Source organism: Micromonospora sp. NPDC047074, from assembly GCF_040643815.1.
Lineage (GTDB): Bacteria > Actinomycetota > Actinomycetes > Mycobacteriales > Micromonosporaceae > Micromonospora.
This window is the reverse complement of sequence record NZ_JBEYVB010000039.1, coordinates 32,952-54,087: the sequence shown is the minus strand read 5'-3', so window position 1 is coordinate 54,087 and position 21,136 is coordinate 32,952. Positions and strand designations below refer to the sequence as shown.

Here is a 21,136-nt window from a genome sequence, read left to right as displayed (position 1 = left end):
CATGGGCGGGCACGTCGGGCAGCTCGCCCTGGTGGCGGTACTGGTGCTCGTCAACGCCGCCCTGTCGGGCAGCGAGATGGCGCTGGTGACGTTGCGTGAGGGGCAGGTGCGGCAGTTGGGCCGGCGCAGCCGGTCGGGGGAGCGGCTGGCCCGGCTGGTCCGCGACCCCAACCGGTACCTGGCCACCATCCAGCTGGGCATCACCCTCGCCGGGTTCCTCGCCTCCGCCGCCGCCGCGGTGTCCCTGGCCCAGCCGTTGGTCGGGCCGCTGGGGTTCCTCGGCGGGGCCGCGCGCGGCGCGGCGATCGTGCTGGTCACCGTGCTGCTCACGTTCGTCACCCTGGTCGTCGGCGAGTTGGCGCCCAAGCGGCTGGCGATGCAGCGCGCGGAACGCTGGGGGTTGCTCAGCGCCGGCCCGCTGGACCTGCTGGCCCGGCTGTCCCGCCCGGCGGTCTGGCTGCTCAGCCAGGCCACCGACGTGGTGGTCCGGCTGGCCGGCGGCGACCCGCGGGCCAGCCGGACGGAGATGACCGAGGACGAGCTGCGGGAGATGCTGGTCAGCCAGCGGGGCCTGTCGGCGCAGCAGCGGGAGATCCTCACCGGCGCGTTCGACATCGCCGGCCGGACCCTGCGGGAGATCCTGGTGCCCCGGCTGGAGGTGACGGTGCTTCCCGCGACGCTGCCGGCCGCCGAAGGGCTGCGCCGGCTCGCCGCGGCCGGCCGCTCGCGGGCGCCGGTCGTCGGACCGGGGAACGGCCTCGACGAGGTACGCGGGGTGGTGCACATCCGCGACCTCGTCGAGGCGGCGACGGCGACGGTCGGTGACCGGATCCGCCCGCCGGTGCTGCTGCCCGGCACCCTGCCGGTGTCCGAGGCGTTGCGCCGGCTGCGGTCGTGCCACCAGCAGTTGGCCCTGGTCGTCGACGAGCACGGCGGGGTCGACGGGATGGTGACCATGGAGGACCTGCTGGCGGAGGTCGTCGGGGAGCTGTACGACGAGACCGACCGGGACATCACCGGGGTGACCCGGGAACCGGACGGTTCGCTCCTGCTGCCGGGCGACTTCCCGCTGCACGACCTGCCCGACGTCGGGGTACGCCTGCACTTCCGGCCGTCCCGGGAGTACACGACGGTGGCCGGGCTGGTCCTGGCCGGCCTGGGGCACCTGCCGGCGAGCCCTGGGGAGACCGTGCACCTGCCGGGGCTGACGGTCCAGGTGGTGGAGGTGTCCGGCCGGACGATCCGCCGGGTCCGGCTGCGCGGTTTCTCCGCCGGGCCCTGACCCGGTCGAGGGAAAACTGATGAAACAGCTAACAATCCCCCGGACCGGACATACCGTCTGGTGCGTGAAGGACCGAGGGATGCGCACGTTCGTCACCGTGCTGGCGGGGCTCGCGGTGATCTACTTCGGCACCCAGGGCCGCAGCGAGGAGGACGGCCGTGGCGTGTCGGGCGGGCTCGTCGTGCTCGCGCTGCTGGCGGCGCTGCTGGTGTGGCACCTGACCAAGCCGGGCGACAAGACGGTCAAGTAGCCTCGCGTCACGCCCCGGCGGCCCGGGTCACCTCACCGGCGGACTCCTCGCCGAGTGCCACCCGGACCAGCGCCGAGGCGAGTCGCCCGAAGTCGGCCGGGGCGACCAGCCCGGCCAGCCGGTCCGCCGAGTCGGGCAGGCCGAGGCGCTTCGCGCCGGCCAGGGCCCGGCGGTCGGCGTACGGGCGCAGGTCCTGCCAGACCACCTGCGCCTCGCGCAGGAAGATGTCGGCGCCGGTGGGGCCGATGCCGGGGAACTCCGTCAGCAGCCGGCGCAGCCCGGCCGGCTCACCCCCGACGTCGCGGTGCAGCCGGCGCAGGTCGCCGCGCCAGCGGTCCAGGCACAGCCGGGCCCCGGTACCGAGCATCGTCGAGGTCCGCTCGTCGTAGCGGCGGTAGTGGCCCCGGCCCAGCGCGTCGACGCGGTCCTGCCAGCTCGCCGCCTCCATCGCCTGCGGTGTCCGGTAGCCGGCGGTGAACAGCTCCCGGGCGGCGGCCACGGCCACCCGGGCCCGGATCCGGGTGCTCAGCAACGTGGCGAGCACCAGCAACTGGTAGAGCGGGGCCGGCCGGTCGGCGAGGCGGATGCCCGCCTCCTCGGCGTACGTGCGGCCCCGCCGGTCCAGCAGGACCCGTGCCACCTTCCGGTCGTCGCCCATCCTCCGGGTGTACCCACCCCGCGCCCGGCTAGCCCTGCGACCGGTCGCCCCGCCGGGTATGCCGCCGGGGCGGGCGGGTAACCGCCGGGGGACACGGTCGAACCCCGGAAGGAGAGACCCGTGGTGAACCCGCAGCAGGAGGAGTTCCGGCGCAACGACAGGGGCGCCACCAGCCAGGACAGCAAGGGCCCCAACCCCGGCGGCCACCCGCGTAACCGTCCCTCGTCGCGGGGCGACGAGGGACGGCCGGTGCCGCGGGGTCAGGTGTCCCCGTACGGCCCCGCCACGGAGCCGGTCGCCGAGGACGAGAGCGTCCGCCGCTAGCCCCGGCCCGAGGTGGGCGGCCGCAGCCGGTTCCAGGTGGCTGCGGCCGCCACGCCGTACGCGAGGTGCGGCACCAGATCGGCTATCCAGTCGGTGCGGCGCCAGGTACGGGGATCGGTCACCCCGAGCAGGGTCATCGACCCGTCGGACATCGTCATCACCCCACCGCCGAGGACGCCGGCGGCCAGTGCCAGCGGCATCCGGCGTCCCCGGGCGAGCAGGGCGTACCCGACCCCCGCCGCGACACCGATCCCGTAGCCGAGCAGGGGCCCGAGGCCCGAGCGGCGGTTGGCCGCCCGGTCCCCGGACCCCAGGTCCACGTGTGCCACTCCGGCGAGCCGGCGGGCGCTCTCCTCCGGGGTGCTGCTCGCCGGTCGCGCGCGGACCACCATGTCCAGGTAGCTGACCACGTTGAGGGCGGTGCTGCCGACCGCGCCGGCGATCGCCCCGTCGGCCAGGCCCGCCGCCCTCACTTCGGGTCGCCCGGTTCGCGCTCGCCCTTGGGCCCGTAGACCCGCTCGCCCCGGACGACCCCCCGCTGCCCGCGGTCGGACTGCAGGATCCGGTTGGCGACGTCGTTCGCCTTGTCGTCCGGCACGCGCCGTCCCGAATCGTCGATCGCGTCCCGGATGCGTGCCCGCTGCTTGTCGTACGCGTTGCTGCCCGGCCGTGGTCCTGGCATCGCTGCCTCCTCCGGTCGTCGTCGCCGTTGGCGTACCGCGGTCGTCTACCCGTCTGCGCGGGGGCCAACCCAGGGCGCAGCGCCTGCAGGGCGCGCTCGGCGCGCAGCGCCCGACCGTGGTGGGGTTCAGCGTGGCGCGCGGATCACGGCGACCAGGCAGTCGGCGTGGTGCAGCAACGACTGGCTCACCGAGCCCAGCAGCAGCCCGGTCAGCTCGCCGCGCCCCTCCCGGCCGACCACCAGCAGCCGCGCCCGACGGGACGCCTCGGCGAGCACGGTGGTGGGGCGGCCCCGCGTGGTCTCCCGGCGGACCGGCACGTCGGGCCACCGCTCGCCGAGCCCGGCCGTCGACTCGGCCACCACCCGCTCCTCTTCGGAGCGCAGCTCGCCCTCGTCGTGCACCAGCGGTTGCATGTCGCCCGGCCCCGTGGAGGCCGGATGCTGGTAGGCGTGCAGCGCGACCAGCGGCGCGCCACGCACCGACGCCGCCTCGATGGCGAACTCCGCGGCGAGCCGGGCCGCCTCGGAGCCGTCGACCCCGACCACCACGGGCCCGTCCGCGCGGTCGGTGCCCCGGGCGACCAGCACCGGACAGTCGGCGTGCACGGCGACCTGGACCGCGACGGAGCCGACGACCAGGGCGGAGAAGCCGCCGAGCCCCCGGTCGCCGAGCACGATCATCGCGGCGGCCGGCGCCTCGCCGAGCAGCACCGCGGCGGCCTCCCCGTCGATGATCTCGCCGGAGATCCGGAGCCCGGGCACGGTCGCCTCGGCCTCGGCGGCCGCTTCGGTGACGACCTGTTCCGCCTGGTGCCGCAGGCCGGCGCCGGGTGGGCCGCCGGCGGGCGCGTTCACCGGGACGCGCAGCAGGGGCCAGATGAAGCCGTGCACGATCCGTAGTGGCCGGTTGCGGTGGGCCGCCTCGACGGCGGCGAGCCGTACGGCGCGCAGGGACGACTCCGAGCCGTCGACGCCGACGACCACCGCCGCACCGTTCGCCGAGTTCACCGCCCACCTCCCGCCGGTCCCCGGGCCAGTATCGCGGCCGGTCGGCTGTCGGCGGGCCGATACCGCCCAGCCCGACCTGTGGGTACGCTGTGCACGGCCACCGGGGAGGAGCGTCGTCGATGGTTGAGCCGGACCAGCCGAGCACCGCGCGAATGATCGACTTCTGGCTCGGCGGGCAGCATCACTTCCCGGTCGACGTGGCGGCGGCCCGCGCCTTCGAGCAGGCGTACGGGCCGTGCGCGCCGGTCTTCCGCGAGTTGCGTGCGTTCCTCGGCCGGGCGGTCCGGGCCATGGCCGCGCAGGGGCTGGACAGCTTCCTCGTCTTCGGTGCCGGGGTGCCCACGATGGGCAACGTGCACGAGGCCGCCCCGGAGGCCACGGTGCTCTACACCGACGTCGACCCGGTCACCATCCGCCTCGGTCAGGGGCTGCTCGCCGACAGCGACCGGGCGGGCTACGGCTACGGCGACGCCACCGACGTGGGCACGATCGACCGTGCCCAGTTGCACCGCTTCGTGCCGGGGTGGGGGAGGCGGCCCGTCGGAGTGGTCTTCCTCGGCCTGGCCGCGTTCCTGGACGACGAGACGCTCGCCCGCACCCTCGACGAGCTCTACGGGGCGACGGCCCCGGGCAGCCTGCTCGCGATCGACTTCGACACCGAGGAGCTGGCCGGCCATCCGGAGGCCCTCGCGATGATGGGCCCGGCGTTCCGGATGCGCCCGCCGGCCGCGTTCGCGCCGCTGCTGGGCCGCTGGACCCCCACCGACGACGGCATCGTGCCGATCGCGGCGTGGCGTCCGGACGGCCCGCCGGCGCGGGTGCCGGACGCCTTCCACGGCGCGGTCGCCGTCCGCGCGGCGGACTGACCGGCCCGCCCACCAACCGCACTGCCAGCACGGCCGCGCCCGGACGGGGCGCGGCGCGCCGGGGTGCCCCCGACAGGCGCGCCCGCCCGCCCGTCGGGGAGAGGCCCTCCGTATGATGCTTGCCCTACGGCAAGCTTTTCCGGAGGATGACATGTTGGAGGCACCGGGCCAGGTCTCGCGTGCGCTTCGTTCTGCCCCACCCGACCGGGTGGTGGAGGCGGCGGACCTGGCCCTCCGGTCCATTCTGGGCGCCTCGCGGACGGACGTGTTCATCGCCGACTACCGGATCAGCGGGCTGTGGCCGGTGCTGGACACCGACCTCGCCGGGGCCGGCTTCCTGGCCTGCCACAGCATGGCGCAGCGCTGCTTCAGCAGCCAGCAACCGGTGACCGACGCCGACGACGAGGGCAGGTGCCGGCTCTACCTGCCGCTGTCGGTGTGGGGGGAGCGGCTGGGGGTGCTCCTCGTCGAGCTGCCCGGCCCGCCCGGCCCGGACACCGTCGAGCGGGCCGCCGACATCGCCGGCGAACTGGCCGTCGTACTGCGGGCGGCGGACCGGGAGACCGACCGCTACCGCCGGGTCCGCCGGCGGGAACGGCTCAGCATGGCCGCCGAGATGCAGTGGGAACTGCTGCCGGGCCGGAGTGTCAGTCACGCCGCGTTCGAGCTCGCCGGCCAGTTGGAGCCGGCGTACACGGTCGGCGGGGACCACTTCGACTGGTCCCTGGACGGTGACCGGCTCACCGCGACGGTGCTCAACGGCGCCGGCATCGGGCTGACGGCGGCGCTGCTCACCGCCGTCACGGTCAACGCGTTGCGCAACGCCCGGCGCTCCGGTGGCAGCCTCGACGAGCAGGCGGAACTCGCCTCCGACACGGTCTACTACCAGCATCGGGGCCGCCGGTACGTGGCCACGCTGCTGCTCGAACTGGACACCGTCACGGGCCGGGTGCGGGCGGTGGACGCCGGTTCCCCGCACCTGCTGCGGCTGCGCGGCGGCACGGTCACGCCCATCCACCTCGAACAGCAGTTGCCGTTGGGCATGTTCGCCGAGGCCCGTTACGACGTCCAGGAGTTCGACCTGGAGCCGGGGGACCGGCTCTTCGTGGTCAGCGACGGGGTGTGGGCCGCGGACCCCGGTGACCGGGGGGCGTACGGCGAACGGGTGATGGCGCGGGCCATGCGGTCCACACGGTTGCAACCGCCGGCGGAGGCGGTTGGTACGGTGATGCGCGAACTGCACGCCTGGCACGCGGACGCGGACTTCAGTGACGACGCGGTCGTCGTCTGTGTGGACTGGCGTGGTTCCGCCAGCGGGGGCGACGGGTGAGAACCGTCGCGAAAACGGCGGGGCACGAGTGGGCCGATCGCAGGGGACGCCGGGTGGAACGACCTCCGAATCTCGCCGCGGCGATCGATGCTGCCGCGGAGACGCTCGTCGGTGTGCTCGACTCGGCGGTGTCCCGACACCGGACGGCCGTGTCGCCGACCCAGTTGCGCGTCCTGTCGTTGATCAGCGGCCGGCCGGAGACCAACGTCAACGGCCTGGCGGAGCTGCTGGACGTCGTGCCGTCCTCGGCGAGCCGGCTGTGCGACCGGTTGGAGGCGACCGGCCTGCTGCGCCGGGTCTCCGACCCGCGCGACCGCCGGGAGGTGCGCCTGGTGCCGACGGCTGCCGCCGAGGCGCTCCTGCACGATCTGGAGCGGCGTCGGCACCAGGCGGTGCAGGCCGTGCTGGACCGGATGCCCGGGCGGGTCCAGCACGAGCTGCTGCTGGCGTTGCTGGCCTTCGAGCGGGCCGCGACGGCCGAGGCCCAGACGGACTCCTCGGCACGCACCGCCTGACCCGGTCTTGCCCTGTCCGCACCGTCGCCCGACCGACCCACTGGTGTCCTAGGATGCTCTAGGCGTAGTGACGTCCCACACGCACGAAACGACCAGCACCGCAGCGGGCCGCCTGAGCTCCGAGGAGGCGACGGCGGCCCGATATAGTGGCAGCGCAGTCAGCCGGCCCGCGATCACGACGATCGCGGGCCGCGTCAGGCGAAGGCCCCGTCCGGGGTCCGCAGGGGCGCCGGCGTCAGTCGGCCCGACAGCGCCCACGTTCTCCACGCGCCCGGCTGCGGCGGGGCCCGCGGAGCGTGTCGCGGAGGAGGTTCGGTGTCGCGTCCGTCGGCTCGGGACGAGCATCCGGAGGCCCCGGCCGATCCGAACGCGCCCGTCGTGGGCGACCGCGTCCTCACGCTGCCGAACCTCATCAGCTTCGTCCGGCTGCTCGGCGTACCGCTCTTCCTCTACCTGCTGCTCGTCGCGCACGCGGACGTGGCCGCGATCGTGGTTCTGGCCATCGGTGGCACCACGGACTGGGTGGACGGCTGGATCGCCCGCCGCCTGCGCCAGGTGAGCCGGCTGGGGGAGCTGCTCGATCCGCTCGCCGACCGGCTGTACATCCTCGCCACCCTGCTCGGGTTCACCGCGCGCGAGGTGGTGCCCTGGCAGTTCACGGCGGCGCTGCTGGCTCGGGAGTTGCTCCTGCTCGGTTCGCTGGCGGTGCTGCGCCGCCACGGGTACGGCCCGCCGCCGGTGCACTACGTGGGCAAGACAGCGACCTTCCTGCTGCTGGCCGCCTTCCCGGTCCTGCTGCTCGCCGCCGCGGTGCCGGAGGCGGCGACGGTGGCCGGGGCGATCGGCTGGGGCCTGGCCTGGTGGGGCCTGGTGCTCTACTGGGTGGCCGGCGCGCTCTACGTGGTGCAGGCCGGGCGTCTGGTCCGGGCCGTGCGGGCCCGGGGGGCGTCGGCATGACGGGTACGCCAGGCGAGGGCCGGGGGCGTGCCGACCGGGTCTACGCCCCGGACTTCCTCACCGAGTTGTTCCGCAACCCCTTGGATCCCGGGTACGCCGACGCGGCGGCCCGGCGCCGGGAACGGGCGGAGCCGCCGTCGGGTTGGCGGCACTGGTCGGCGCGGTCGGTGGCGTTGGTCGTGGCGGTGGCGTTGGGTTTCCTGTTCGCGGTGGCGTACCGGCAGACGCTGGAGGCAGAGCCGGGGCGCAGTCAGGCCCGGTCCGGCCTGGTCGAGCAGATCAGGCAGCGGGAGACCGACACCGACCGGCTGTCGGTGCGGGCGGACGAGCTGCGTGCGGAGGTGGCCCGGCAGCGGGCGGCGGCGCTGGGTGGCTCGGAGGCGGCGCGGTTGCGCAACCTGGAGGCGGGCACGGGTCTGGGGCGGGTGCGTGGTGACGGCGTGGTGGTGCGGCTGGCGGACGCACCGCAGAAGCCGGACGCGGTGACCGGGGCGGACGTCGGCCCGTCGCGGGTGATCTACAGCGATCTCCAGGGTGTGGCCAACGACCTGTGGGCGGCCGGGGCGGAGGCGATCGCGATCAATGGGCAGCGGTTGACGGCCACGTCCACGATCCGTTCGGCGGGGCAGGCGATCCTGGTGGACTTCCGGCCGGTGACCGGGCCGTACGAGGTGTCGGCGATCGGTCCGGGGTCGATGCGGGACCGGTACGAGGACAGCCGCAGCGCGTTGACGATGCGGAAGGTGGCGGAGGACACCGGGTTGTCGTTCGGGGTGCGTGAGGCTGAGGACCTCACCCTGCCGGCCGCTCCGGAGCCGCGGCTACGCTACGCGCAGCCCTCGGTGAGCCCGTCGCCGTCGGCCGACCGTTCCGTCAGTCCCGGGCCGACCGGTTCCAGGACGTCTCCCAGCCCCTCCGGAGGTGGTCGATGATCGCGGTGCTGGCGTTGCTCGCCGGTGTGGTCCTCGGGGTGTGGCTCGACCCCACGGTTCCGGCGGCGTTGCAGCCGTACCTGCCGATCGCGGTGGTGGCCGCGCTGGACGCGGTGTTCGGTGGGGTGCGGGCGAAGCTCGACCGGATCTTCGACGACAAGCAGTTCGTGGTGTCGTTCATCTCGAACGTGTTGGTGGCTGCGTTGATCGTGTACCTGGGTGACCAGCTCGGGGTGGGCGGTCAGCTGTCGACCGGCGTGGTGGTCGTGCTCGGGGTCCGGATTTTCGGAAACGTGGCGGCGATCCGTCGGCACCTGTTCCGGGCGTAGGTTTGTGGCGATGAGTAGCGACGAGCACACCGAGACGGGTACGGGTTGGCCGCAGCCGGCGGGTCCGGGGCGGCCGGCTGGTCCGGCGGGGGAGCCTGATCCGCGGCCGGATGCGCCTGATCCGGATGAGTTGAGCCCGTTGGCGCCGGAGCGGTCGGCGCCGCCGGTCGAGTCGCCGGTGGAACGGCCGGACGAGGAGCCGGCGGCGGATCCGGCGGGTGCCGCCGCCGGTGCTGGGGTGTCGCGGCGTCGGCTGAGTTCGGCCGGGGTGATGATCGCGGTGCTGCTGGCGTTGCTGGGGTTCACCCTGGTGGTGCAGTTCAAGTCGACGTCGATGGATCCGACGGTGGGGGCGACGCGGCAGGAGGACCTGGTCCGGATCCTGTACGACCTGAATTCGCGGGAGGTCCGGCTGCGGCAGGACATCGCGGCGTTGGAGGAGAGCCAGCGGCAGTTGCGTTCGGGCGAGCAGGGGCGGCAGGCGGCGTTGGACGAGGCGACGCGGCGGGCCGACGAGTTGGGCATCCTGGCGGGGACGTTGCCGGCGCGGGGGCCGGGGTTGTCGGTGCGGTTCGAGGCGGGGGAGAAGCCGATTTCGGCGTCGCGGGTGCTGGACGCCGTGCAGGAGTTGCGGGGTGCGGGCGCGGAGGCGATGCAGGTTTCCGGGGGTGACCGGGCGACGGTGCGGATCATCGCGTCGACGTACTTCCTGGATGGGGAGAACGGGTCGTTGGTGGTGGACGGACGGCGGTTGACGGGTCCGTTCACGATCACGGTGATCGGTGATCCGGCGACGATGCGTACGGCTTTGAACATTCCTGGCGGGGTGGTGGCGTCGGTGACGGGTGACGGCGGTAAGTTGATCGTCGAGGATCGTGAGGTCGCCGAGGTTTCGGCGCTGCACGCGCCGATCAAGCTGGAACACGCCCGTCCGGTCTCCTGACCGGCGCGGCTCGCACCGGGTTTCCGGTGCGCCGATGGATGAAGGACGCGTCTGGTGATTCCTGAGGATCTGCGGTATACCGCCGAGCACGAGTGGGTGGCGGGTGACGGCGGCGGCACTGTCCGGGTCGGCATCACGCACTTCGCGCAGGACGCCCTGGGTGACATCGTGTATGTCCAGCTGCCCGAGGCGGGCGCGGTGGTGGCGGCGGGTGAGTCGCTGGGTGAGATCGAGTCGACGAAGAGCGTGTCGGAGATCTACGCCCCGCTCGGTGGCACGGTGGCGGCGCGCAACGAGGCGCTTGGCGACACCCCTGAGCTGATCAACACTGATCCGTACGGTGCGGGTTGGTTGGTGGAGATCACTCCGGACGATCCGGCGGCGGTCGAGGGGCTGCTGTCCGCGGACGCCTATCGTGAGCTCACCGAGAGCTGAGGTGTTCCCTCCGGGCGCGGCGGGTGTGTCCGCGCGTCCGGTTGCCCTGCATTTCGGCGCTGGCTAGGCTCGCCCAGTCGACCGAGAACCCAATAGTTGAGCGTTGCGGAGTTGCCTTCCTGGGCACGGGGAGCCAGCCGCCGGGTGTTGGAGTGCCCGGCGGCCAGACCCGCCATTACCCGACGCCGACCGAACAGATCCGTGAGGTGGTCCCATGACGCGCCCAGACGACGAGTTCCCCCCACTCGACGTCACTTCGACGCTCAATCTCGGTTCGCTCGACGAAGTGCTGGAGGGGCCGGACACCGATGTGGTGCCGAGCCGGATGTCCGGTTCGTTGCCGCCGGGAATGGCGCTGCTGGTGGTTCGCCGGGGTCCGAACGCGGGTGCCCGGTTCCTGTTGGATCACGATGTGACGACCAGTGGCCGTCATCCGGACAGTGACATCTTCCTCGACGACGTGACGGTGTCGCGGCGGCACGCCGAGTTCCACCGTGACGGTGGGACGTTCACGGTGCGGGACGTGGGGAGCCTGAACGGCACGTACGTGAACCGGGAGCGGGTCGAGGCGGCCACGTTGAGCAATGGTGACGAGGTGCAGATCGGTAAGTTCCGGGTGGTGTTCATCGCCGGTCCGCGCCCGGAGGAGGGGGCCGGCCGGGGGTGAACGAGCCTGCGGCCTCCACGCCGCCCGGGGCGGCCAGTGCCCGTGCGCTGATGAGTATCGGCGAGGTGCTGGGTCAGCTGCGGGTTGATTTTCCGGACGTGACCATTTCGAAGTTGCGGTTTCTCGAGGCCGAGGGCCTGGTGGAGCCGCAGCGGACGGCGGCGGGTTACCGGAAGTACAGCTGGGATGACGTGGCGCGGTTGCGTTTCGTGTTGACCGCGCAGCGGGACCAGTATCTGCCTTTGCGGGTGATCCGCGATCAGTTGGCGCAGTGGGATGCGTCCGGGGAGTCCGCGGGTCGGCAGCGGCCGAACCTGGTGGCGGTTGGCCCGGACGGTGAGGTTCCGGGGCGGGTGCCGGAGGAGCCGGCCGGGTCGCCGCAGGTGCGGCTCGGCCGGGTGGATCTGGTGGCGCGTAGTGGGATCGACGAGTCGACGCTGGGTGAGTTGGAGCGGCTCGGTGTGGTGGTGTCGGATCCGCCGGGTTGGTACGACGAGGACGCGTTGATCATCGCGCGGGCGGTGGCGGGTCTGGCGGCGTACGGTTTGGAGCCGCGTCACCTGCGGGGTTACCGGACGGCGGCGGATCGGGAGGTCGGTCTGTTCGCGCAGTTGGTGGCGCCGTTGGTGCGGCAGAGTGATCCGGCGGCGCGGGCGCGGGCGGCGGAGACGGCGCGGGAGTTGGTGGCGCTGTCGCAGCAGTTGCATGCGGCGTTGGTGCGGGTGGGGTTGCGGTCGACGTTGGGTCGGTGATCCGGCGGGGGCCGTGCGGAAAGATCTGCCCCGGGAAGCGTGTCGTAGGCTTGCCGGGGTAACCCCTTTCTGGCGCGGGCGTGGTGCGGGTAGCGCGTGGGACGGCCGTGTCGCGGTCCGTGTACCGTGCAGGGAAGGGCGCGGTGCGGCGTAGGTGACAACGACACGGAGGCGGCGGTGCGCGAGCTGAGCGTGGTCGGGGTTCGGGTGGAGCTGCCGAGTAACCAGCCGATCGTCCTGCTCAGGGAGGTCGAGGGTGACCGCTATCTGCCGATCTGGATCGGTGCGGTCGAGGCGACGGCGATCGCTTACGAGCAGCAGGGCGTCAAGCCGACCCGGCCGTTGACCCATGATCTTCTGCGGGATGTGTTGGCGGCGTTGAAGGCACCGTTGCAGGCGGTGGAGATCACCGAATTGAAGGAGAACGTCTTCTACGCCGATCTGTTGCTGGGTGACGGGGTGCGGGTGTCGGCGAGGCCGAGTGATTCCATCGCGTTGGCGTTGCGGGTTGGTGCGCCGATTCGTTGTGCCGAAGAGGTCCTCAGTGAGGCGGGGATCGTCATCCCGGACGAGCAGGAGGACGAGGTGGAGAAGTTCCGCGAGTTCCTGGACCAGGTGCGTCCGGAGGATTTCGCCGGCTGATTCCGGTTTTCCGGGATTGTCACTTTCGGTGGCGTCCCGATGTCGTGGGTGATCTTCGTTCTCGTGTTGCGGCGTGTCGCGACGGTTCCTGCGGGGCAATTCCTGAAGGCGGCTATAGGGTTGCCGTTGTCGAGGGGTGCACGTCCCGGAAACGACGTGTCACCGCACTGGCGGGGAGGTTGTCCGGATGCACGAGCCGCGAGATTTCGATCCGGGTACTGGGCTGGACGAGCCGGGTGTGGCGCCGCCGGGTTGGGCGACCGAGGGTGACGGTGCCGTCGGATACCGAGGTGTGACGGCTTGTCACGCGGTGGGCATCAGCTACCGGCAGTTGGATTACTGGGCGCGTACGGGTCTGGTGGTGCCGAGTGTGCGGGACGCGTCGGGTTCGGGCACGCAACGGCTGTATTCGTTCCGGGACCTGGTGGTCCTGAAGGTCGTGAAGCGCCTGTTGGACGCCGGGGTGTCGTTGCAGAACATCCGGAAGGCGATCGAGGCGCTGCGTTCGCGTGGGGTGGAGGATCTGGCGGGCATCACGCTGATCTCCGACGGTACGACGGTCTACGAGTGCCGGTCGCCGGAGGAGGTGGTCGACCTGTTGCAGGGGGGCCAGGGCGTGTTCGGCATCGCGATCGGTGGGGCCTTCAAGGAGATCCAGGGTTCCCTGTCGCTTCTGCCGTCGGAGCCGGCGACGTCTGTGGAGCCCGTGCCGGCGTCGGCGGCGGATCCGGTGGGTGACGAGTTGGCGGCCCGTCGGGCGCGGCGGCGCGCTGGCTGAGCGCCCGCGTTCGGTGGGGCTCGTCGGGAGCCGTTCCTGGTGGCGTGTCTGGTCCGCCCCAGGAGGCTGGCGGGGCGTTGTCGTCGCGGTTGGCGGTGTGTGACCGCCGTACCGTGTCGCGGGATCCGGTGACGTGACCGGTGGCGATTTTCTCGGTGTTTTTGTGGTGACTCAGCGTGTCTGCCCGTGGTGTCGGCGGCCTGTCGGTGTCGACGTCGGAGGCGTCTTGGCCACCGGCCGATCTCCCGCAGTGACCGAGAGTGTCGTCCCGGCTGCCGACTGTGGGCGCGGATGGGTGCGCGAATGTCACTCCTTGTGGTCGATGGGTGTCGGAAGCCTGATGTGGGGGCAGTGACCGGGGCGCCACGAAGCGCTATGGTCCCTCACGCGGTTGCCGTGGTGCCGGCTGAAGGATGCCGTGCCAGCGGGCCGTCCGCCCTTTTCCGCGCTGGTTCCGCGTGGCCCCCTCCAGGAAGGAACGACCGTGACGGTTACGGATGACGCCGCCTCCACCTCCCACTACGAGCGCATCGGCGGCGCGAGTTCGGTGAAGGCCGCCGTCGAGGTGTTCTACGACCGGGTGCTGGCCGACCCGGAGTTGGCGGGCTACTTCGACACGGTGGACATGGCGCGTCAGCGTCGGCACCTGGCGCTGATGTTGGCGGTGGTGCTCGGGGGCCCCAACGAGTACGCCGGCCGGGGTCTGGCCGAGGCCCACCAGCCGTTGGGCATTTCGGAGAAGCACTACGCGTTGGTGGGTGGGCATCTGACCGCGACGTTGGCCGGGCTGGGTGTCCCGGCGGACGTCCTGGCGCACGTGGGGTCGGTGCTCGAACAGGTGCGGGACCAGGTGGTGGCTGGCGACGGGGCGGGCGCCTGAGCGTGGACGCCGCCCGGCTCAAGCAGAGTTGGTCCCTGGTCGCCGCGCACGGTGACCAGGTGCCGCTCTTCTTCTATTCGACGCTGTTCCTGGCGCATCCCGACACCCGGCAGATGTTCCCGACGAACATGGCGGGGCAGCGGGACCGGCTGGTCGCCGCGCTGGGGCACATCGTGTCCCATGTGGACGAGGTGGATCGGCTGAGTGGTTTCCTGGGGAGTCTCGGCGCCGACCATCGGAAGTTCGCGGTGCGTGCCGAGCACTACCCGTTGGTGGGTGAGGCGCTGCTGGCGACGTTGCGGCACTTCCTCGGCGACCGGTGGACGGAGGAGCTGTCCCGGGACTGGGCTGCCGCGTACGGGCTGGTGTCGCAGGTGATGGTGGGGGCGGCGCAGGCGGCGGAGGCGGTGCACCCGCCGTGGTGGGTGGCCGAGATCGTGGGTCATGAGCGGCGCGCGTTCGACGTCGCGGTGCTGACGTTGCGGCCGCAGTACCTGTTGCCGTTCACCGCGGGCCAGTCGATCGGGGTGTCGCATCCGGCGGTGCGCTCGTGGCGGTACTACTCCCCGGCGAACGCGCCGCGCGCGGACGGCACGGTGGAGTTGCACGTGCGGGCGGCGCCGGGTGGCGCGGTGTCGTCCCGGCTGGTGTACGGGTGCGCGGTGGGTGACCAGCTTCATCTGGCGGCGCCGGTGGGGGATCGGCTCACGTTGCGGCAGGCGGGGTCTGCGGATCTGTTGCTGTTGGCGGCGGGGACGGGTTGGGCGCCGGTGAAGGCGTTGGTCGAGCAGGTCGCCGCGGAGGGTTCCGGGCGCCGGGTGGCGCTGTACGTGGGTGCCCGTACGCGCACCGAGTTCTATGACGGCGATGCGATCGACAAGCTCGCGTCGTCGTTTCCGTGGTTGAGCGTGACGTGTGTGGTGGGTGCGGATCTGCACCGTCCGGGGGAGTTAACACATCCGGTGGACCGGGCGTTGGCCGACGGCGACTGGCGGTCCCGGCACGTCTTTGTGTGCGGCTCGGACGAGATGGTGTCGCATTCGGTGGCGGCGCTGTCCGGGGCCGGATACCAGGCCGGTCGGCTGCACCACGAGGGTTCTGGCCGGCACTGGTACGGCCCCACGTGGCGGACCGTGGTGGATCAGGCGACCGTCTCCCGGACAGGTGACGAAAGGCTGGCACGGTGAGCGCGAGGAGTGAGCTTGCGAGCCCCGCAGTCGCGAACGAAAGGCTGGCACGGTGAGCGCGAGGAGTGAGCTTGCGAGCCCCGCAGTCGCGAACGAAAGGCTGGCACGGTGAGCGCGACCCCGATCAGCAGGTATGACGGTGTGGGTGTTTCCGGTGGTGCGGTGCGGGTGACTGCCGACCGGGTGCGTCGGTGGGAGTTCGGGACGGCCTCGTTCGCCCGGCGGGGGTACGACAACGCCGACGTGGACCGGTTCCGGGTGCAGGTGGCCGACGAGTTGGATCTGCTCGGCGCGCAGATCGCGGAGCTGCGGGCGGAGAACGAGCGGCTCAACGACCATGTGGAGTTGCACCGGCACGGGGTGATCCCGAGCGCTCCGGTGGTGTCGGCGGTGCCGGCGGCGAAGGAGGTGAATCTGCTGTCGGCGGCGCAGCGGGAGGCGGAGCAGATCATCGCGCAGGCCCACGACTACGCGCGGCGGGTCGCCGAGTACGCCCGGACGCAGTACGAGAGTTACGTGCGGGCGGCGGCGGAGGAGGCCCGGCAGGAGGCCGAGCGGGTGGTGCAGGACTATCGGGCGACGTCCGGGTCGGATTTCGATGACGGGGTGGCGGCCCGGGAGGCGTTGCGGATCTACGGGGAGATGATGGTTTCGCACATGCAGGCGGCGGCTCGGCATCTCGACGATGGTTCTGAGCAGTTGGCGCGGACGATGGCGCGGTGGGGTGCTGCGGGTTCGCCGGCTGTCGGTGCGGGCGGTGGGCAGTTGTCCCGGCAGTAGCGGGGATGCGCCGGCCGGTGGATCGTCGGCGTGCGGGTCAGCCGGGGGTGACGGCGTGTATCGCGTCGGCGATGGTGGTGTTCCCGCCGACGAGTTCCAGGGTCAGTCCGGTGGTGCGGGGTTCGTGGAGCAGGCCGATCAGCACCCGGGCGACGTCGGTGCGGGTGACGGCGCCCTGCGGTGCGTGCCGGCCGAGGGTGATCCGCCCGGTGGGTGGGTCGTCGGTGAGTCGGCCGGGGCGCAGGATGGTCCAGTCGAGGTCGCGGCCGGTGAGGTCGTCCTCGGCGGCTTTCTTCGCGCGCAGGTACGCGGTGAACACCTCGTCGGTGCCGGCGGGCGGCTCGCCCTCCACGCCCATGGCGGAGATCATCAGGTAGCGGCGGACGTCGGCGCGTTCGGCGGCGTCGGCGAGCAGCGCGGCGGCGGCCCGGTCGACGGTGTCCTTGCGGGCGGCGCCGCTGCCGGGTCCGGCGCCGGCGGCGAAGATCACCGCGTCGGCGTCGTCGAGGTGGCCGGCGAGTTCGTCGACGCCGACGTGTTCGAGGTCGGCCACGACGGGGTGGGCGCCGGCGGCGGTGAGCGCGGCGGCGTGGTCGGGGTTTCTGATCAGGCCGAGGGCGGTGTCGCCGCGTCCGGCGAGTTCGCGGTGGGTGAGCTGGGCGATCTTGCCGTGTCCTCCGGCGATGACGACGCGCATACCTGTCAACCTAGCCGGCTGCCGGGGCCGCCCCGGCTTGTTCGTCGAGGCGCGGATGGTGAGGCAGCATGGACGGGTGACGGAGACGATCGACGAGCTCGCCGGCCTGGTGGCAGGCGGCGGAGTCGTGGTGTTGAGCGGGGCGGGCTTGTCCACCGAGTCGGGTATCCCGGACTACCGGGGGCCCAGCGGTGCGGTGCGGCGGCATTCCCCGATGACCTACCAGACGTTCACGCGGGACGCGGACGCGCGGCGGCGCTACTGGGCGCGTAGCCACCTGGGGTGGCGGGTGATCGCGCGGGCGGCCCCGAACGAGGGGCACCGGGCGGTGGCGCGGTTGCAGCGGGCCGGTCTGGTGGAGGGGATCATCACGCAGAACGTGGACGGGTTGCACACCGCCGCGGGCAGCCCCGGGGTGGTGGAGTTGCACGGCCGGCTCGACGAGGTGGTGTGCCTGGACTGCGGCAACCGGGGGTCGCGGGAGGAGTTGGACCGGCGGTTGCGGGAGGCGAACCCGGGGTTCGACGTGCGGGTCGGGGCGGTGAACCCGGATGGTGACGTGGATCTCGCCGATGCCGAGGTGACGCGGTTCCGTACGGTCGACTGCACGTTGTGCGGCACCGGCATGCTCAAGCCCGACGTGGTGTTCTTCGGTGAGACGGTGCCGGCGCCGCGGGTGGCCCGCTGTTTCGACATGGTGGGGCGGGCGCGGCTGTTGTTGGTGCTGGGGTCGTCGTTGACGGTGATGTCGGGTCGCCGGTTCGTGTTGCGGGCGGCGAAGCTCGGTGTCCCGGTGGTGATCGTCAATCAGGGGCCGACGCGGGGTGACGGGTACGCGGCGGTGACCCTCGACGCGCCGCTGGGTGGGCTGCTGCCGGCGCTGGCCGACCGGCTGGCCGGTGACGGTGCGGCCGTCGGGGGTGCGGTGCCGGCGGGGGCGGCCGGCGTCGGCGGGTAGGCCGCCCGGGCCGGGCGGGGCGTTCGGGTGGCTCGTGGGGCCGGTGACCGTCACCGCCGCGCGGCTCACCGTGATCATGACCAGGGGTGGGACTTCCACTGGCCGTCCCGGGCGCTGGTAGCGTTGACCATGCCGGTAGCACCCACGTGGGAGAGACCGCCCCAGCAGCACCCGGGGCGGCGCCGAAGGGGCAAATCCTCCCCGGAACCTCTCAGGCAAAAGGACCTCGTGGGCAGGCACTGTGGAGCGCTGTGCGGGCGCGACAGAGGGGGAGGCCGACCTGTCGACCTCGCCCCCGGGAGTGCCGCCCATGACCACAGAGCAGTTCGCCGCCCGTCACATCGGGCCTGATCCGGACGACGAGCGCCGGATGTTGGAGGTCGTCGGTCACGCCTCGATCGAGGAGTTGATGGACGCGGCGATTCCCGAGGTGATCCGTTGGCACGGCACGCTGGACCTGCCGGAGCCGGCGAGCGAGCACGAGGCGCTGGCCGAGTTGCGGGCGTTGGCCGCGCGTAACACGGTGGCCGTGTCGATGATCGGCCTGGGCTACCACGGTACGCACACCCCGGCGGTGATCCGCCGTAACGTGCTGGAGGCCCCGGCCTGGTACACGGCGTACACGCCGTACCAGCCGGAGATCAGCCAGGGGCGGCTGGAGGCGTTGCTGAACTTTCAGACCATGGTCACCGACCTGACGGGGCTGGCGACGGCGAACGCGTCGATGCTCGACGAGGCCACCGCGGCGGCCGAGGCGATGACGCTCGCGCGCCGGGCGTCGAAGAGCCGCAGCCCGGTGTACGTGGTCGACGCGGACACCCTGCCGCAGACCATCGCGGTGATCGTGGGCCGGGCGCAGCCGCTCGGCATCGAGGTGCGGGTCGTCGACACGGCGCGCGACGAGTTGCCGGCGGAGTTCTTCGGCCTGCATCTGCAGTATCCGGGGGCGTCCGGGGTGGTGCGGGACCAGGCCGCTCTGGTCGAGGCGGCGCACGCCGCGGGGGCGCTGGTGACCGTGGCGGCGGATCTGCTGGCGTTGACGCTGCTGCGGCCGCCGGGGGAGATCGGGGCCGACATCGCGGCCGGCACCACCCAGCGGTTCGGTGTGCCGATGGGCTTCGGTGGGCCGCATGCCGGCTATCTGGCGGTACGGGCGGGGTTGGAGCGGATGCTGCCCGGTCGGCTGGTGGGGGTGTCGCGGGACGCGGACGGCAACCCGGCGTACCGGCTGGCGTTGCAGACCCGGGAGCAGCACATCCGGCGGGAGAAGGCGACCAGCAACATCTGCACCGCCCAGGTGCTGCTGGCGGTGATGGCCGGCATGTACGCGGTCTACCACGGCCCGGAGGGGCTGCGGGAGATCGCGTCGCGTACCCATGGCATGGCGGTGCGGCTCGCGGCGGGCCTGCGGCTGGTCGACGGGGTGCGGGTGGTGCACGAGGCGTTCTTCGACACGGTGACGGTGCGGGTTCCCGGCCTGGCGGAGGCGGTCGTCGCCGATGCCGCAGCGCGGGGCGTGAACCTGCGGCTGGTCGACGCGGACCACGTCGGGGTCTCCTGCGACGAGACGACCACCGTCGCGCACCTGCGCAGGGTGTGGGACGCGTTCGGCGTGACCGTCGCCGGTGCGCCGGTGCGCCCGGGTGAGGACTGGTGGGCGGGGCCGCTCGACGACGCGGTGCCGGCGGCGCTGGCCCGGACCTCGGATTTCCTCACCCACGCGGTGTTCCGCAGTCACCACTCGGAGACGGCGATGCTGCGCTACCTGCGGCGGTTGTCGGACTTCGACTACGCCCTGGACCGGGGGATGATCCCGCTCGGGTCGTGCACGATGAAGCTGAACGCCACCACCGAGATGGAGCCGGTGACGTGGCCGGAGTTCGCGCACGTGCACCCGTTCGCGCCGCCGGCGCAGACCACCGGCTACCGGGAGATGATCGCCCAGTTGGAGGGGTGGCTGGCGGAGGTGACGGGCTACGACGCGGTCAGCGTGCAGCCCAACGCCGGTTCGCAGGGTGAGCTGGCGGGGTTGCTGGCCATCCGGGCGTACCACCGCAGCCGGGGCCAGGCGCACCGGGACGTGTGTCTGATCCCGTCGTCGGCGCACGGCACCAACGCGGCGAGCGCGGTGATGGCCGGGATGCGGGTCGTCGTGGTGGGCTGCGACGACGGGGGCAACGTCGACCTGGTCGACCTCGACGCGAAGATCGACAAGCATCGGGACTCCCTGGCGGCGATCATGGTGACGTACCCGTCGACGCACGGCGTGTACGAGACGGGTATCGCGTCGCTGTGCGCGAAGGTCCACGACGCCGGTGGTCAGGTGTACGTGGACGGGGCGAACCTCAACGCGCTGGTCGGGTTCGCCCGGCCGGGGAAGTTCGGGGCGGACGTGTCGCACCTGAACCTGCACAAGACGTTCTGCATTCCGCACGGCGGGGGCGGGCCGGGGGTGGGGCCGGTGGCGGTGCGGGCGCACCTGGCGCCGTTCCTGCCGGGCGATCCGCTGGGCGCCGCCGGGGACCGGCCGGCGATCTCTGCGGCGCGGTACGGGTCGGCGGGGATCCTGCCGATCCCGTGGGCGTACCTGCGGATGATGGGTGCGGCAGGGCTGACCCGGGCGACGGGGGTGGCGGTGCTCGCGGCGAACTACGTGGCGGCGCGGCTGCGGGGGCACTTCCCGGTGTTGTACGCCGGCAACAAGGGCCTGGTGGCGCACGAGTGCATCCTCGACCTGCGGCCGTTGACGAAGGCGACCGGGGTGAGCGTGGACGACGTGGCGAAGCGGCTGATCGACTACGGGTTCCACGCGCCGACGATGTCGTTCCCGGTGGCGGGGACGTTGATGGTGGAGCCCACGGAGAGCGAGGACCTGGCCGAGTTGGACCGGTTCTGCGACGCGATGATCGCCATCCGGGCGGAGATCGACAGGGTGGGCTCGGGGGAGTGGCCGGCCGGTGACAATCCCCTGTCGAACGCCCCGCACACGGCGGCGATGGTGTCGGCCGACGAGTGGCCGCACCCGTACCCGCGGTCGGTGGGCGCGTACCCGGCCGGGGTGGACCGGGCCGGGAAGTACTGGCCGCCGGTGCGGCGGATCGACGGCGCGTACGGTGACCGGAACCTGGTGTGTTCCTGCCCGGCGCCGGAGGCTTTCGAGAGCTGACGTCGCGTCACGCCGGGGCGGTCATGGTGCCGCCCCGGCGGGCTGCGCCGACCTGGGCGGCTGGTGTCCCGACCGGGGGACTAGCCTGGGTCGACGCGACAGAAGTGCGTGACGGAGT

General features: G+C 72.5%; 25 protein-coding genes and 1 riboswitch. Of the genes, 20 read left to right on the top strand and 5 right to left on the bottom strand.

Translation table 11 applies throughout. The features are described from left to right. Position 1: 1 nt before the first annotated feature. Together ABZ809_RS29190 and ABZ809_RS29185 are read left to right on the top strand one after the other, a co-directional pair. A complete protein-coding gene (locus ABZ809_RS29190) occupies positions 2-1,282 on the top strand; it encodes a hemolysin family protein (protein ID WP_357565830.1) in 1,281 nt (426 codons plus the stop codon). Positions 1,283-1,361: 79 nt separating this feature from the next. Further along, on the top strand, positions 1,362-1,532 hold the full coding sequence (locus tag ABZ809_RS29185; RefSeq protein ID WP_357565829.1) for a hypothetical protein: 171 nt from the start codon (positions 1,362-1,364) through the stop codon (positions 1,530-1,532). Positions 1,533-1,539: 7 nt separating this feature from the next. Here the strand turns inward: ABZ809_RS29185 and ABZ809_RS29180 are convergent, their stop codons facing one another. Further along, the gene (locus tag ABZ809_RS29180; protein ID WP_357565828.1) at positions 1,540-2,190 is read right to left on the bottom strand and encodes a hypothetical protein; all 651 of its coding nucleotides are present in this window, start codon (positions 2,188-2,190) and stop codon (positions 1,540-1,542) included. Between the two features lie 120 nt (positions 2,191-2,310). On the opposite strand from ABZ809_RS29180, the gene ABZ809_RS29175 reads away from it, so the two are divergent. Then, on the top strand, positions 2,311-2,514 hold the full coding sequence (locus tag ABZ809_RS29175; RefSeq protein WP_357565827.1) for a hypothetical protein: 204 nt from the start codon (positions 2,311-2,313) through the stop codon (positions 2,512-2,514). Here ABZ809_RS29175 and ABZ809_RS29170 read toward each other — a convergent pair. From ABZ809_RS29170 to ABZ809_RS29160, 3 genes are all read right to left on the bottom strand, one after another. Continuing rightward, positions 2,511-2,987 (bottom strand): hypothetical protein, encoded by a 477-nt coding sequence (locus tag ABZ809_RS29170; protein WP_357565826.1) that lies wholly within the window; start codon positions 2,985-2,987, stop codon positions 2,511-2,513. The genes ABZ809_RS29175 and ABZ809_RS29170 overlap by 4 nt on opposite strands. After that, positions 2,984-3,196, bottom strand: coding sequence for a phosphatidylethanolamine-binding protein (locus ABZ809_RS29165; RefSeq protein ID WP_091106963.1), 213 nt, complete (start codon positions 3,194-3,196; stop codon positions 2,984-2,986). The genes ABZ809_RS29170 and ABZ809_RS29165 overlap by 4 nt, the downstream gene beginning before the upstream one ends. Before the next feature lie 126 nt (positions 3,197-3,322). Then, positions 3,323-4,204, bottom strand: coding sequence for a universal stress protein (locus ABZ809_RS29160; RefSeq protein WP_357565825.1), 882 nt, complete (start codon positions 4,202-4,204; stop codon positions 3,323-3,325). A gap of 119 nt (positions 4,205-4,323) precedes the next feature. Here ABZ809_RS29160 and ABZ809_RS29155 point away from each other — a divergent pair, with 119 nt between their 5' ends. The 15 genes from ABZ809_RS29155 to ABZ809_RS29085 all read left to right on the top strand — a co-directional run bounded on the left by ABZ809_RS29155 (position 4,324) and on the right by ABZ809_RS29085 (position 16,197). Then, positions 4,324-5,070 carry an SAM-dependent methyltransferase gene (locus ABZ809_RS29155; RefSeq protein ID WP_357565824.1) on the top strand — a complete coding sequence of 249 codons (747 nt, stop codon included), beginning with the start codon at positions 4,324-4,326 and terminating at the stop codon, positions 5,068-5,070. A 151-nt stretch (positions 5,071-5,221) separates the two neighbouring features. Then, complete coding sequence (locus tag ABZ809_RS29150; protein WP_357565823.1) at positions 5,222-6,400, top strand: PP2C family protein-serine/threonine phosphatase; 1,179 nt, start codon at positions 5,222-5,224, stop codon at positions 6,398-6,400. Between the two features lie 53 nt (positions 6,401-6,453). Next, entirely contained in the window at positions 6,454-6,915 is a 462-nt protein-coding gene (locus ABZ809_RS29145) for a MarR family transcriptional regulator (protein WP_357565822.1), read from the top strand. A gap of 378 nt (positions 6,916-7,293) precedes the next feature. Next, entirely contained in the window at positions 7,294-7,872 is a 579-nt protein-coding gene (locus ABZ809_RS29140; protein ID WP_357565836.1) for a CDP-alcohol phosphatidyltransferase family protein, read from the top strand. Further along, positions 7,869-8,804, top strand: coding sequence for a DUF881 domain-containing protein (locus tag ABZ809_RS29135; protein ID WP_357565821.1), 936 nt, complete (start codon positions 7,869-7,871; stop codon positions 8,802-8,804). Before ABZ809_RS29140 ends, ABZ809_RS29135 begins: the two co-directional genes overlap by 4 nt. Continuing rightward, positions 8,801-9,133, top strand: a complete 333-nt coding sequence (locus ABZ809_RS29130) for a small basic family protein (protein WP_091588778.1) — start codon at positions 8,801-8,803, stop codon at positions 9,131-9,133. The genes ABZ809_RS29135 and ABZ809_RS29130 overlap by 4 nt, the downstream gene beginning before the upstream one ends. A gap of 10 nt (positions 9,134-9,143) precedes the next feature. Then, positions 9,144-10,076: a DUF881 domain-containing protein gene (locus ABZ809_RS29125; protein WP_357565820.1), complete on the top strand. Its 933-nt coding sequence runs from the start codon at positions 9,144-9,146 to the stop codon at positions 10,074-10,076. 54 nt (positions 10,077-10,130) lie between these two features. After that, positions 10,131-10,511 (top strand): glycine cleavage system protein GcvH, encoded by a 381-nt coding sequence (gcvH, locus tag ABZ809_RS29120; protein ID WP_357565819.1) that lies wholly within the window; start codon positions 10,131-10,133, stop codon positions 10,509-10,511. A 214-nt stretch (positions 10,512-10,725) separates the two neighbouring features. Then, on the top strand, positions 10,726-11,178 hold the full coding sequence (locus ABZ809_RS29115; RefSeq protein WP_089000305.1) for an FHA domain-containing protein: 453 nt from the start codon (positions 10,726-10,728) through the stop codon (positions 11,176-11,178). A 50-nt stretch (positions 11,179-11,228) separates the two neighbouring features. Continuing rightward, a complete protein-coding gene (locus ABZ809_RS29110; protein WP_357565818.1) occupies positions 11,229-11,930 on the top strand; it encodes a MerR family transcriptional regulator in 702 nt (233 codons plus the stop codon). A 177-nt stretch (positions 11,931-12,107) separates the two neighbouring features. Then, positions 12,108-12,572: a bifunctional nuclease family protein gene (locus ABZ809_RS29105; protein ID WP_357565817.1), complete on the top strand. Its 465-nt coding sequence runs from the start codon at positions 12,108-12,110 to the stop codon at positions 12,570-12,572. Between the two features lie 187 nt (positions 12,573-12,759). Then, positions 12,760-13,350, top strand: a complete 591-nt coding sequence (locus ABZ809_RS29100; RefSeq protein ID WP_357565816.1) for a MerR family transcriptional regulator — start codon at positions 12,760-12,762, stop codon at positions 13,348-13,350. A 484-nt stretch (positions 13,351-13,834) separates the two neighbouring features. Then, on the top strand, positions 13,835-14,230 hold the full coding sequence (locus ABZ809_RS29095) for a group 1 truncated hemoglobin (protein ID WP_357565815.1): 396 nt from the start codon (positions 13,835-13,837) through the stop codon (positions 14,228-14,230). 2 nt (positions 14,231-14,232) lie between these two features. Beyond that, a complete protein-coding gene (locus ABZ809_RS29090) occupies positions 14,233-15,417 on the top strand; it encodes a globin domain-containing protein (protein WP_357565814.1) in 1,185 nt (394 codons plus the stop codon). A 108-nt stretch (positions 15,418-15,525) separates the two neighbouring features. Further along, complete coding sequence (locus tag ABZ809_RS29085) at positions 15,526-16,197, top strand: DivIVA domain-containing protein (RefSeq protein ID WP_357565813.1); 672 nt, start codon at positions 15,526-15,528, stop codon at positions 16,195-16,197. A 37-nt stretch (positions 16,198-16,234) separates the two neighbouring features. Here ABZ809_RS29085 and ABZ809_RS29080 read toward each other — a convergent pair whose 3' ends face one another. Beyond that, the gene (locus tag ABZ809_RS29080; protein WP_357565812.1) at positions 16,235-16,894 is read right to left on the bottom strand and encodes an NAD(P)-binding oxidoreductase; all 660 of its coding nucleotides are present in this window, start codon (positions 16,892-16,894) and stop codon (positions 16,235-16,237) included. Between the two features lie 55 nt (positions 16,895-16,949). On the opposite strand from ABZ809_RS29080, the gene ABZ809_RS29075 reads away from it, so the two are divergent. After that, positions 16,950-17,852 (top strand): NAD-dependent protein deacetylase, encoded by a 903-nt coding sequence (locus ABZ809_RS29075; protein ID WP_357565811.1) that lies wholly within the window; start codon positions 16,950-16,952, stop codon positions 17,850-17,852. A 137-nt stretch (positions 17,853-17,989) separates the two neighbouring features. After that, positions 17,990-18,089: riboswitch (glycine riboswitch) on the top strand. A 73-nt stretch (positions 18,090-18,162) separates the two neighbouring features. Further along, a complete protein-coding gene (gcvP, locus tag ABZ809_RS29070) occupies positions 18,163-21,018 on the top strand; it encodes an aminomethyl-transferring glycine dehydrogenase (RefSeq protein WP_357565810.1) in 2,856 nt (951 codons plus the stop codon). Positions 21,019-21,136: the final 118 nt, after the last annotated feature.

What these genes read in the sequence shown, in the direction of transcription:
- ABZ809_RS29185 (WP_357565829.1), top strand. Translation starts at nt 1,362, where the DNA reads ATGCGCACGTTCGTCACCGTGCTGGCGGGGCTCGCGGTGATCTACTTC.
- ABZ809_RS29180 (WP_357565828.1), bottom strand. Translation starts at nt 2,190, where the DNA reads ATGGGCGACGACCGGAAGGTGGCACGGGTCCTGCTGGACCGGCGGGGC.
- ABZ809_RS29155 (WP_357565824.1), top strand. Translation starts at nt 4,324, where the DNA reads ATGGTTGAGCCGGACCAGCCGAGCACCGCGCGAATGATCGACTTCTGG.
- ABZ809_RS29130 (WP_091588778.1), top strand. Translation starts at nt 8,801, where the DNA reads ATGATCGCGGTGCTGGCGTTGCTCGCCGGTGTGGTCCTCGGGGTGTGG.
- ABZ809_RS29125 (WP_357565820.1), top strand. Translation starts at nt 9,144, where the DNA reads ATGAGTAGCGACGAGCACACCGAGACGGGTACGGGTTGGCCGCAGCCG.
- ABZ809_RS29150 (WP_357565823.1), top strand. Translation starts at nt 5,222, where the DNA reads ATGTTGGAGGCACCGGGCCAGGTCTCGCGTGCGCTTCGTTCTGCCCCA.
- ABZ809_RS29165 (WP_091106963.1), bottom strand. Translation starts at nt 3,196, where the DNA reads ATGCCAGGACCACGGCCGGGCAGCAACGCGTACGACAAGCAGCGGGCA.
- ABZ809_RS29100 (WP_357565816.1), top strand. Translation starts at nt 12,760, where the DNA reads ATGCACGAGCCGCGAGATTTCGATCCGGGTACTGGGCTGGACGAGCCG.
- gcvP (WP_357565810.1), top strand. Translation starts at nt 18,163, where the DNA reads ATGACCACAGAGCAGTTCGCCGCCCGTCACATCGGGCCTGATCCGGAC.
- ABZ809_RS29080 (WP_357565812.1), bottom strand. Translation starts at nt 16,894, where the DNA reads ATGCGCGTCGTCATCGCCGGAGGACACGGCAAGATCGCCCAGCTCACC.
- ABZ809_RS29075 (WP_357565811.1), top strand. Translation starts at nt 16,950, where the DNA reads ATGGTGAGGCAGCATGGACGGGTGACGGAGACGATCGACGAGCTCGCC.
- ABZ809_RS29110 (WP_357565818.1), top strand. Translation starts at nt 11,229, where the DNA reads ATGAGTATCGGCGAGGTGCTGGGTCAGCTGCGGGTTGATTTTCCGGAC.
- ABZ809_RS29115 (WP_089000305.1), top strand. Translation starts at nt 10,726, where the DNA reads ATGACGCGCCCAGACGACGAGTTCCCCCCACTCGACGTCACTTCGACG.
- ABZ809_RS29190 (WP_357565830.1), top strand. Translation starts at nt 2, where the DNA reads ATGGGCGGGCACGTCGGGCAGCTCGCCCTGGTGGCGGTACTGGTGCTC.
- ABZ809_RS29135 (WP_357565821.1), top strand. Translation starts at nt 7,869, where the DNA reads ATGACGGGTACGCCAGGCGAGGGCCGGGGGCGTGCCGACCGGGTCTAC.